The organism is Pseudomonas sp. GW821-FHT07B01, assembly GCF_059419065.1.
This window is the reverse complement of the sequence record NZ_JBWKRA010000040.1, coordinates 22,653-33,148: the sequence shown is the minus strand read 5'-3', so window position 1 is coordinate 33,148 and position 10,496 is coordinate 22,653. Positions and strand designations below refer to the sequence as shown.

Here is a 10,496-nt window from a genome sequence, read left to right as displayed (position 1 = left end):
GGGATCGAACCGCCGACCCTCTGCTTGTAAGGCAGATGCTCTCCCAGCTGAGCTAATCACCCTTCGTTTCGGTGTGGCGCGCATTCTACGGAGCGACCCTAAGTCTGGCAAGCACTTTCTTAAATCTTTTTTTTCAGCCCTTCCAATGGCTTAGGCAGGGTTGGCCTGCGGCGTGATCAAGAGAATAATGCCCCCCTTTGTATAGAGGAGAGACTCACCCCATGTGGTTCAAGAACCTGCTTATCTATCGCCTGACCCAAGATCTGCCTGTTGATGCCGAGGCGTTGGAAGCGGCCATGGCCACCAAGCTGGCGCGCCCTTGTGCAAGCCAGGAGTTGACCACTTACGGTTTCGTCGCGCCTTTTGGTAAAGGTGAAGACGCTCCCCTGGTTCACGTCAGCGGAGATTTTTTGCTGATTGCTGCGCGCAAGGAAGAACGCATCCTGCCAGGTAGCGTGGTGCGTGATGCACTTAAAGAGAAAGTCGAAGAGATCGAAGCCGAGCAGATGCGCAAGGTCTACAAGAAGGAGCGCGACCAGATCAAGGATGAAATCATCCAGGCCTTCCTGCCGCGTGCCTTTATCCGTCGCTCGTCGACCTTCGCTGCAATCGCGCCGAAACAGGGCCTGATCCTGGTCAACTCGGCCAGCCCCAAGCGTGCCGAAGACCTGCTGTCGACCCTGCGTGAAGTGATCGGCACCCTGCCCGTCCGCCCTCTGACGGTAAAAACCGCACCAACTGCAATCATGACTGACTGGGTCACCACCCAGAAACCGGCTGATGACTTCTTCGTCCTCGACGAATGCGAACTGCGCGACACCCACGAAGACGGCGGCATCGTGCGCTGCAAACGCCAGGACCTGACCAGCGAAGAGATCCAACTGCACCTGACCACCGGCAAGGTCGTGACCCAACTGTCCCTGGCGTGGCAGGACAAGTTGTCCTTCATGCTCGACGACAAAATGACCGTCAAGCGCCTGAAGTTCGAAGACCTGCTGCAAGACCAGGCGGAACAGGACGGCGGCGACGAAGCCCTGGGCCAACTGGATGCCAGCTTTACCTTGATGATGCTGACCTTCGGAGATTTCCTGCCGGCGCTGGTCGAGGCACTGGGCGGCGAAGAGACACCACAGGGCATCTAAGCAACACCGATCCAATGCGGGCACAGTCAGTGTGGGAGCTGGCTTGCCTGCGATAACGGAGTGTCAGCCAGAGGAGTGCCGACTGACACTCCGCTATCGCAGGCAAGCCAGCTCCCACATTTGATTGCATCGACAACTCGGAAATCGAATAAAAAAGGACATCCCCATGCGTGCACTCGCCGCCTTGAGCCGCTTCGTCGGCAATACCTTCGCTTACTGGGTGTTGATATTTGCCGTGCTCGCCTTCCTCGAACCCAGCTGGTTCATCGGCCTGAAAAGCGCCATCGTCCCACTGCTGGGCCTGGTGATGTTCGGCATGGGGTTGACCTTGAAACTGGAAGACTTCGCCGAAGTCGCTCGCCACCCGTGGCGCGTGGCCTTGGGCGTGGTCGCGCATTTCGTGATCATGCCGGGCGTGGCATGGTTGCTGTGCCAGGCGTTCCATTTGCCGGCGGAAATTGCCGTTGGCGTGATCCTGGTCGGCTGTTGCCCAAGTGGCACGTCGTCCAACGTCATGACCTGGCTGGCCCGGGGTGACCTGGCGTTATCGGTGGCGATTGCCGCGGTCACCACCCTCCTCGCCCCGCTGCTCACACCGGCGTTGATCTGGCTGCTGGCCTCGGCCTGGCTGCCAGTGTCGTTCATGGAACTGTTCTGGTCGATCCTGCAAGTGGTGCTGCTGCCCATCGTACTGGGCGTGGTCGCGCAGCGCTTGCTCGGTGATCGGGTAAGGCATGCGGTGGATGTGCTGCCACTGGTGTCGGTGGTCAGCATTGTGATCATCGTCGCGGCCGTGGTTGCCGCAAGCCAAGGCAAGATTGCCGAGTCGGGCCTGCTGATCATGGCCGTGGTGATGCTGCACAACAGCTTCGGTTACCTGCTGGGCTACTTCACCGGGCGCCTGTTCAAGTTGCCCTTGGCGCAACGCAAGTCGCTGGCCCTGGAAGTGGGCATGCAGAACTCCGGGCTGGGTGCCGCGCTGGCCAGTGCGCACTTTTCGCCACTGGCGGCGGTGCCCAGTGCGTTGTTCAGCGTCTGGCACAATATTTCCGGCGCATTGCTGTCGACCTATTTCCGCCGCATGAGCGAAAAGGAAGACCGCCGCGCCCTGGAAACCACGCCGTAACTTGATCGCCCGGTCCAATTTCGGCACTCTACCGAACTTCGCGGGGACGACCTCGCGACGCTATCAAGCGCTCACCCGGGGACGACCCCACTTTGATAGAAGCGAGGTCATCATGTCCTGGATCATTCTGTTTTTTGCCGGGTTGTTTGAAGTGGGCTGGGCCGTCGGCCTGAAGTACACCGACGGGTTCAGCAAGCCGCTGCCCACCGCCCTGACGATTGCCGCCATGGCCGTCAGCCTTGGGTTGTTGGGGCTGGCCATGAAGGAATTGCCGCTGGGCACCGCCTATGCCATCTGGACCGGCGTGGGTGCGGTGGGCACGGTGATCGCCGGGATTATTCTGTTTGGGGAGTCCATGGCGCTGTTTCGGTTGGCCAGTGTGGCGTTGATTATTTGTGGGCTGATTGGCCTCAAGATCTCGACATAAGCCACTACCGCTATCGCAGGCAAGCCAGCTCCCACATTTGACTGTATTCACAATTCAAAATGTGGGAGCTGGCTTGCCTGCGATGAGGCCCTGATAAACAACAAAAAACTACCTGGCACTCCCCCGCAAACCGCCCACCACAGCGTGCAACTGCTCAGGCGTTGCCGCCTCCACAGCCACCGGCTCGCCCGCCACCAACACCACCCGCGACCAGATCCGATGAAACAAACCCTTGTTCGGATCACGGCTGAAGAAACTCCCCCACAACCCCTGCAATGCCATCGGGATCACCGGCACCGGCGTCTCCTCCAGAATGCGCGTCACCCCACCGCGAAACTCATTCATCTCGCCATCAGCTGTCAGCTTGCCTTCCGGGAAGATGCACACCAGCTCGCCATCCTTGAGGTACTGGGCAATGCGCGCGAACGCCTGCTCGTAGATCTGAATGTCTTCATGGCGCCCGGCAATCGGAATCGTCCCGGCGGTGCGGAAGATAAAATTGAGCACCGGCAAGCGGTAGATCTTGTAGTACATGACAAAGCGAATCGGCCTACGTACTGCGCCGCCAATCAACAGCGCATCGACAAACGACACATGGTTGCACACCAGCAACGCCGCGCCTTCATCCGGGATGGCTTGCAGGTTGCGATGCTCCACGCGGTACATGGAATGGCTGAGCAGCCAGATCATGAAGCGCATGGTGAACTCGGGGACGATTTTAAAGATGTAAGTGTTAACCGCGATGTTGAGCAGCGACACCACCAGGAACAACTCGGGGATCGACAGCTTGGTCACGCTCAACAGCAGAATGGACACGATGGCCGAGACCACCATGAACAGTGCATTGAGAATGTTGTTCGCCGCGATCACCCGTGCCCGTTCGTTCTCGGCGGTACGCGACTGGATCAGCGCATACAGCGGCACGATGTAAAAGCCACCGAACACACCCAGGCCGAGGATATCGAGCAGCACCCACCACGCCTGGCCGTAGCTGAGCACCGCGAGCCAATCGTTGGCTTGCACGTTCTGCGGGAAGCCGCCGGAGTGCCACCACAGCAGCAGGCCGAACACGGTCAGGCCAAATGAGCCAAACGGCACCAGGCCGATTTCCACCTTACGCCCGGAGAGCTTTTCGCACAGCATCGAGCCCAGGGCGATGCCCACCGAGAACACCGTGAGGATCAAGGTCACCACGGTTTCGTCGCCGTACAACCATTCCTTGGCATAGGCAGGTATTTGCGTGAGGTAAATCGCGCCGACAAACCAGAACCATGAGTTGCCGACAATCGAGCGCGACACCGCCGGCGTCTGTCCCAGGCCCATGCGTAAAGTCGCCCAGGACTGAGTGAAGATATTCCAGTCCAGGCGCAGCTGCGGTGTCGAAGCCGCTGCGCGCGGGATGCTGCGGCTGGCCAGGTAGCCCAGCACCGCCACGGCCACAATCGCCACCGCCACCACCGGCGCGTAATGGGTGGAGGACATCATGATCCCGGCACCGATGGTGCCGGCCAAAATTGCCAGGAACGTGCCCATCTCCACCAGGCCGTTACCGCCGACCAACTCATCGTCGTGCAAGGCCTGGGGCATGATCGAGTACTTCACCGGGCCGAACAGCGCCGAGTGAGTGCCCATGGCAAACAGCGCCAGCAGCATCAGTTCAAGATGATTGGTCAGAAAACCCGTGGCGCCCACCGCCATGATCACGATCTCGCCGATCTTGATCGCGCGGATCAACGCGTCCTTGTTGAATTTCTCGCCAAACTGCCCGGCCAACGCCGAGAACAGGAAGAACGGCAGGATAAACAACAAAGCACACAGGTTGACCCAGATGGAGCGGTCACCCTCGATGGTGAGCTTGTAAAGGATGGCCAGGATCAGCGACTGCTTGAAGATGTTGTCGTTGAACGCGCCCAGCAACTGGGTAATGAAAAACGGCAAGAAGCGCCGCGTGCGCAGCAAGGTGAATTGGGAAGGATGGCTCATCGTCGTCCGTGTTCCTGCGTGGCCTTTATTTATCAGGCCACGACTTTACCTAATCCTGCTTACTTATTCGCTAGCCCGGCAATACAAGGCGAAACAAAAAGCTCGCCTTTATAAGCGCCCTGCACGGTGCGCTTGGCCACGATCAGCCACATCAGCGCCAGCGCAACCACCAGCACACTGCCAAACACACTGAAAAACGCCAGCTGTAACAGACTCGCCAATTTAAGCGTGGCCAAGGCGTAAACCCCCAATGGGAAGGTGAAGCCCCACCAGCCCAGGTTGAACGGGATACCGGCGCGCAGGTAACGCAGGGTGATCAACACCGCAATCAACATCCACCACAAGCCGAAGCCCCACAGGGTGATGCCCGCAATCAGGCCCAGGCCGTGGGCCATTTCACCGACACTGGCCAGGCCATTGGCGGCAAAGATCGCGGGGGCATCCGTACCGAGCAGCAACATGCCCAGGGCACCGGTACCGATCGGGCCCAGGGCCAACCAGCTCGACGCGGCCATATTGGCGTGAGGCAACTTATGCAAGGCCATGCGCAGCATCAGGATGGTCAGAATGCTGAACGCTACCGGCAGGGAAAACGCCCAAAGCACGTAGCTGGTCACCAACATCACCAGTTGCGAATGGGCATCGGCCAAGTGCGGCGCGAGCAAGCCGCCGCTGGCCGCCGCCACTTCGGCCGCCACCACGGGCAACAGCCAGACGGCGGTCATCTGGTCGATACTGTGCTCCTGGCGGGTGAACATCATGAATGGGATCAGCACGCCGCAGGCCAGGGACATGGCGACGTCCAACCACCACAGAACTTCGGCCAGCGGGATGACATCACTGCCCCAGCGCGGCAAACCGAACAGCAGCAAGCCATTAAGAATGGTCGCCAGCCCCATGGGGATAGTGCCGAAAAACATCGAGACGGTGGAGTGCCCGAAGATGCGTCGCGCCTCGTGGAAAAACATCACCCAGCGGGCGGCGTAGAGCACGCTGAACAGCACAAACAGGCCGATGGTGAACAGCCACAGGCCCTCGGCGATAGCGTGCAAACCTGGCAAGTTGACTGGCAACTGGGCCAAGGCCAGCGCCAGCACACCGGTGCCCATGGTCGCGGCAAACCAGTTCGGGGTGAACTGGCGAATCACTTCCCGGGGACGGGCCAGGTGACTGAAGGGTTTGTAGCGGTGAGTGGTCGAGCAGGTCATGGGTTAATCCTCTTCCTCATTTGAGGTTGGGGCCATGATAGAACCTGATCGAATATCTATATAACGGGTAATATCTCTAACTGTTATCTATTTTACCTATATTAATCGTAATCATGCGCTGGCCCTTGCCTGCGCCGTGTCCCGCCACAACAACCCAACAAGCGCGCCGAGAGACAGCAAGATAAGCACCGCACCGTAGCCGTCCGTGGTCGCGATCAGGCCAAAGACGCGGCTCAGGTTACCCGCCAACAGCGCCGGCACGCAGAACGCCAGGTAGCTCAATACATAAAACGCCGACATCAGGCCCGCCCGCTCATGGGGCAATGCCAGGCCCACGATACTGCGCACACTGCCCATGAAACCGCCGCCGAAGCCCAGGCCTGCGATCACACTGGCGACAAAGAACAGCCACAGGCTGGCGGTGTTTACGGCAACCAGCAGCAACCCCACGCCCACGGCCAGCAGTGCCGCCGACAAGCGCATCACCCTGTCAGCCGCGTGGTTGCGCAGGCTGTAGATCATCACCGCGCCGCTCAAGGTCACTACCGCCACCAGCCCGCCGCCGATCAAGTGCGAGGTCGACCCGGTGGCGACGCGCACCAACGACGGCGCCAACGAGGAAAAGAACCCACCCAGCGCCCACACGGCCACATTCAATGGCATCGCCAGCCACAAGGCGCGGCGCGCCTGCGGCGGCACATGCAGGGTTGGCGCCAGGGACTTCAAGGCGCCGGGTATGCGGCTGACCGTTTCAGGCAGGCGCCACACATACAGAGCCTGCAACACCATCAAGCCCAGCAGGGTGTAATAGATCAATTGGGTTGGCCACGGCGCGAACTCCACCAGCAGCCCGCTACCCAGGCCACCACTGGCCATGCCGAGCATCGGTGCAAGGCTGTTGAGCATCGGGCCGCGGACGCGGTCGGTATCGAGCAGCGTCGCACTCAATACCGCTGTGGCAGTGCCAGTCGCGAAGCCCTGTAACGCGCGGGCGGCCAGCAGGCAGGCGGTGCTGTCAGCGTGGATAAACAGCAGCATCGCCACACTATTGAGCAGCAGCGCGGCGAAGATCACCGGCTTGCGCCCCAGGTAATCCGAGAGCGACCCCACCGCCAGCAGGGCCGCCAGCAGGCTCACGGCATAGACACCAAAGATGGCGGTGAGCATGGCCGCCGAAAAATGCAGGTGGTCTTGATACACCTGGTACAAGGGCGTCGGCGCGCTGGAGGCGGCGAGAAAGGTCAGCACCATGATCACTAGAAACGCCAGGCTGGACCGCTGAGAGATGACACTGGACATGGGCACGCTCCGCTAAAGCTAATATTTTGCTTTTGTGCAGTGTGCTATTCGCTGGCGCTTAAAGCAAATTCTTTGTGTTAAGGTCTCGCCCATGGCGATCAAAGAAGGCCTCCGCCCGGGGGGCCGCAGTGCCCGGGTACAAGAATCCGTCCACAGAGCGGTGCGCGAATTGCTGGAAGCCCATGAGCGTTCCAGCGTCACCGTGCCGATGATTGCGGCATGTGCAGGCGTCACGCCGTCGACCATTTACCGGCGCTGGGGCGATCTGTCAGTACTGCTCGCCGACGTCGCCCTGGCCCGAATGCGCCCCGATACCGAACCGGCCAACACCGGCAGCCTGCGTGGCGACCTGCAAGCCTGGGCCGAGCAATACCTGGATGAGATGAGTTCGGACGTAGGCCGCAACATGATGCGCGACGTGCAAAGCAGCCCGACGCCAGGGTATTGCGTGAGCATCCTGAGTGGGCAGTTGCAGGTGATTGTTGACCGCTACCCGCAGGAACAGCCGCCGAGCGTTGACCATCTGATCAACCTGCTCGCCGCACCGACGGTGTTTCGTATTCTGTTTTCGGCAGAGCCTTTGGCGGTAGAAGAACTGCATGCCCTGATCGAGCTGGCACTAAAAAACTGAAGCGCGTGCGCCGACACAAAATGTGGGAGCTGGCTTGCCGGCGATGCAGACACCTCGGTACACCCGTCAAGCGAAGTCGATACCATCGCAGGCAAGCCAGCTCCCACATTTGTTCGGTGTGCATCCAATAAAAAACGGCCTCTGATGAGGCCGTTTTGTTATTTCCAATCCCACATCATGTACGCATCCCACGCCCACTCACCAGCAAACGCGCACAACCGATATACAGCACCACGGTCGCAACGATCATAAAGGTGATCGCCACACTGATCTTGATATCCGATACGCCCAGAATGCCGTAGCGGAAGGCGTTGACCATGTGCAGCACCGGGTTGGCCAGGGACACCGTCTGCCAGAACGGCGGCAGCAAGGTGATGGAGTAAAACACCCCGCCCAGGTAGGTCAGCGGCGTCAGCACGAAGGTCGGGATAATGGAAATATCATCGAAGTTGCGTGCGAACACGGCGTTGATAAAGCCCAGCAGCGAGAAGATCGTCGCCGTCAGCACCACCACCAGAATGGTGACCCCAAGGTGATGCACCTGCAGATGGGTAAAGAACAGCGACAGCAGCGTCACGATCACCCCCACCATCAGGCCACGCAACACGCCGCCCAGGGTGTAGCCGATGAGGATGGTGTGCGGTGACACCGGCGAGACCATCAGCTCTTCGATGGAGCGCTGGAACTTGCTGCCAAAGAAACTCGACACCACGTTGCCGTAGGAGTTGGTGATCACCGACATCATGATCAGGCCCGGCACGATGTATTCCATGTAGGTGAAACCACCCATGTCGCCGATTTGCCGGCCGATCAGGTTACCGAAGATCACAAAGTACAGGACCATGGTGATCGCCGGCGGCAGCAGGGTCTGCGGCCAGATCCGGGTAAAGCGCTTCACTTCGCGATAGACAATGGTTTGCAGCGCGACAAGGTTGGGTTGCAGTTCGGAACTCATACCGCCACCTTCGCCAGATTTTTCTCCACCAGGGACACGAACAACTCCTCAAGGCGATTGGTTTTGTTACGCAGGCTCAACACTTCGATGTTCTGAGTCGCCAGCTGGGTGAACAGCGCGGTGATGCCCATGGCCTTATCCACCTGCACCTCCAGGGTGTGGCTGTCCACCAGCCGGCTGGGGTAGCCGAGCAACTGCGGCGCCACCGAGAGATTGTTTTTCAGGTCGAGCAGGAAGGTTTCCACATGCAACTGGCCCAGCAGGTTGCGCATGCTGGTGTTCTCGACAATGGTGCCGTGGTCGATGATGCCGATGTTGCGGCACAACTGCTCAGCCTCCTCCAGGTAGTGGGTGGTGAGGATGATGGTGATGCCCTTCTCGTTCAGTTCGGTGAGGAAGGTCCACATCGAGCGGCGCAGCTCGATGTCCACGCCGGCGGTAGGTTCGTCGAGGATCAACAGGCGCGGCTCATGCACCAGCGCGCGGGCGATCATCAGGCGTCGCTTCATGCCACCGGACAGCGAGCGCGAAGGTACGTCACGCTTGTCCCACAGGCCCAGTTGAGTCAGGTACTGCTCGGCGCGTTCCTTGGCGACTTTCGCCGGAATGCCGTAGTAGCCGGCCTGGGTCACAACAATGTCGAAGGTCTTTTCGAACTGGTTGAAATTGAATTCCTGGGGCACCACGCCAATGGAGCGTTTGAGCGCCGCCGGGGATTTATCCAGGTCATGCCCGAAGATATTCACCGTGCCGCTGGTCTTGTTGACCAAGGTGGAGAGAATGCCGATGGTGGTGGATTTGCCGGCACCGTTGGGGCCGAGCAAGGCGAAGAAGTCACCTTCGGCAACGTCCAGATCGATACCACTCAGGGCCTGGAAACCGTTGCCGTAGGTTTTGGTTAGCTGCCGGATGGACAGAGCGGAACTCATATCGGAATACGCACCAAAGAAGGGAATAGAAAGAATAGATGAGGGCACACCGCAGGTAGTTCAACCGGCGATGCAGTGCGAGCATGGTGCGTGCCCATGCCGCACAAGTACAGTCACCCGTATTAATAGTGTGTATTAAGTCAACGCGGTCATCACCGCCTTGCGGTAGGCCGGGCGCTGTTGCAAGCGCTGGTACCAGGCCTCCAGATTCGGCATTGCCGGGCGTTCGATGGGCATCTCGAACCAGGCGTAGATGAAGCAGCCCAAGGGAATATCGCCCATGCCGAACGCCTGGCCGGACAGGTAGGGTTGCTCGGCGAGGGCTTGTTCGACGGTTTTGAGCGCGTCAATACAGGCTTGGCGCCCGGCATTGATGCTGTCCCAGTTTTGCTGGTCAGCCGGGGTGCGCACGATGCCCCAGAACACCGCTTTGAACGGATCGGCGAGCGTGGAAGTGGTCCAGTCCATCCACTTTTCGGCGTTGGCCCGGGCTTGCAGGTCGCTGGGGTAAAAGTCCGATGCCTGCTTGGCGCACAGGTAACGCACGATGGTGTTGGATTCCCACAGCACAAAGTCGCCATCTTCGATCACCGGCACCCGGCCATTGGGGTTCATGGCCCGGTATTGGGGGGTATCGACCACACCAAAAGCCCCGCCCGCATCAATTGCTTCATAGTCCAGGCCGAGTTCTTCGGCGCACCACAGTGCTTTCCTGACGTTTGATGAATTTTTACGACCCCAGATCTTCAGCATGACCGCGCCTTATTGTGGATGAACTTGGCTGGATGAAGGCAGC

10 protein-coding genes are annotated in these 10,496 nt (G+C 59.6%); 4 read left to right on the top strand and 6 right to left on the bottom strand.

Annotated elements, in window-relative coordinates; genetic code table 11:
- The first annotated feature begins 221 nt into the window (after positions 1-221).
- The 3 genes from rdgC to sugE all read left to right on the top strand — a co-directional run bounded on the left by rdgC (position 222) and on the right by sugE (position 2,695).
- Complete coding sequence (rdgC, locus tag AC07S6_RS26665; RefSeq protein WP_020301078.1) at positions 222-1,142, top strand: recombination-associated protein RdgC; 921 nt, start codon at positions 222-224, stop codon at positions 1,140-1,142.
- Positions 1,143-1,308: 166 nt separating this feature from the next.
- Positions 1,309-2,268, top strand: a complete 960-nt coding sequence (locus AC07S6_RS26660; RefSeq protein WP_096142930.1) for a bile acid:sodium symporter family protein — start codon at positions 1,309-1,311, stop codon at positions 2,266-2,268.
- A gap of 112 nt (positions 2,269-2,380) precedes the next feature.
- A complete protein-coding gene (gene sugE, locus AC07S6_RS26655) occupies positions 2,381-2,695 on the top strand; it encodes a quaternary ammonium compound efflux SMR transporter SugE (RefSeq protein WP_010211634.1) in 315 nt (104 codons plus the stop codon).
- Between the two features lie 108 nt (positions 2,696-2,803).
- Here the strand turns inward: sugE and AC07S6_RS26650 are convergent, their stop codons facing one another.
- The 3 genes from AC07S6_RS26650 to AC07S6_RS26640 all read right to left on the bottom strand — a co-directional run bounded on the left by AC07S6_RS26650 (position 2,804) and on the right by AC07S6_RS26640 (position 7,185).
- Positions 2,804-4,678, bottom strand: coding sequence for an MFS transporter (locus tag AC07S6_RS26650; RefSeq protein WP_495113361.1), 1,875 nt, complete (start codon positions 4,676-4,678; stop codon positions 2,804-2,806).
- Between the two features lie 59 nt (positions 4,679-4,737).
- A complete protein-coding gene (locus AC07S6_RS26645) occupies positions 4,738-5,886 on the bottom strand; it encodes a TDT family transporter (RefSeq protein WP_495113360.1) in 1,149 nt (382 codons plus the stop codon).
- 111 nt (positions 5,887-5,997) lie between these two features.
- A complete protein-coding gene (locus AC07S6_RS26640; protein WP_495113359.1) occupies positions 5,998-7,185 on the bottom strand; it encodes an MFS transporter in 1,188 nt (395 codons plus the stop codon).
- A gap of 91 nt (positions 7,186-7,276) precedes the next feature.
- On the opposite strand from AC07S6_RS26640, the gene AC07S6_RS26635 reads away from it, so the two are divergent.
- Positions 7,277-7,816, top strand: coding sequence for a TetR/AcrR family transcriptional regulator (locus tag AC07S6_RS26635; RefSeq protein ID WP_014717782.1), 540 nt, complete (start codon positions 7,277-7,279; stop codon positions 7,814-7,816).
- A gap of 175 nt (positions 7,817-7,991) precedes the next feature.
- Here AC07S6_RS26635 and AC07S6_RS26630 read toward each other — a convergent pair whose 3' ends face one another.
- The 3 genes from AC07S6_RS26630 to AC07S6_RS26620 form a co-directional block, all read right to left on the bottom strand.
- Entirely contained in the window at positions 7,992-8,771 is a 780-nt protein-coding gene (locus AC07S6_RS26630) for an ABC transporter permease (RefSeq protein ID WP_005786689.1), read from the bottom strand.
- On the bottom strand, positions 8,768-9,700 hold the full coding sequence (locus tag AC07S6_RS26625; protein WP_014717781.1) for an ABC transporter ATP-binding protein: 933 nt from the start codon (positions 9,698-9,700) through the stop codon (positions 8,768-8,770). The genes AC07S6_RS26630 and AC07S6_RS26625 overlap by 4 nt, the downstream gene beginning before the upstream one ends.
- A 135-nt stretch (positions 9,701-9,835) precedes the next feature.
- A complete protein-coding gene (locus AC07S6_RS26620) occupies positions 9,836-10,453 on the bottom strand; it encodes a glutathione S-transferase family protein (protein ID WP_003190113.1) in 618 nt (205 codons plus the stop codon).
- Between the last annotated feature and the right edge of the window lie 43 nt (positions 10,454-10,496).

Excerpts from the sequence above, each read along its gene's own strand:
- rdgC (WP_020301078.1), top strand. The coding sequence starts at position 222 with ATGTGGTTCAAGAACCTGCTTATCTATCGCCTGACCCAAGATCTGCCT.
- AC07S6_RS26660 (WP_096142930.1), top strand. The coding sequence starts at position 1,309 with ATGCGTGCACTCGCCGCCTTGAGCCGCTTCGTCGGCAATACCTTCGCT.
- sugE (WP_010211634.1), top strand. The coding sequence starts at position 2,381 with ATGTCCTGGATCATTCTGTTTTTTGCCGGGTTGTTTGAAGTGGGCTGG.
- AC07S6_RS26650 (WP_495113361.1), bottom strand. The coding sequence starts at position 4,678 with ATGAGCCATCCTTCCCAATTCACCTTGCTGCGCACGCGGCGCTTCTTG.
- AC07S6_RS26645 (WP_495113360.1), bottom strand. The coding sequence starts at position 5,886 with ATGACCTGCTCGACCACTCACCGCTACAAACCCTTCAGTCACCTGGCC.
- AC07S6_RS26640 (WP_495113359.1), bottom strand. The coding sequence starts at position 7,185 with ATGTCCAGTGTCATCTCTCAGCGGTCCAGCCTGGCGTTTCTAGTGATC.
- AC07S6_RS26635 (WP_014717782.1), top strand. The coding sequence starts at position 7,277 with ATGGCGATCAAAGAAGGCCTCCGCCCGGGGGGCCGCAGTGCCCGGGTA.
- AC07S6_RS26630 (WP_005786689.1), bottom strand. The coding sequence starts at position 8,771 with ATGAGTTCCGAACTGCAACCCAACCTTGTCGCGCTGCAAACCATTGTC.
- AC07S6_RS26625 (WP_014717781.1), bottom strand. The coding sequence starts at position 9,700 with ATGAGTTCCGCTCTGTCCATCCGGCAGCTAACCAAAACCTACGGCAAC.
- AC07S6_RS26620 (WP_003190113.1), bottom strand. The coding sequence starts at position 10,453 with ATGCTGAAGATCTGGGGTCGTAAAAATTCATCAAACGTCAGGAAAGCA.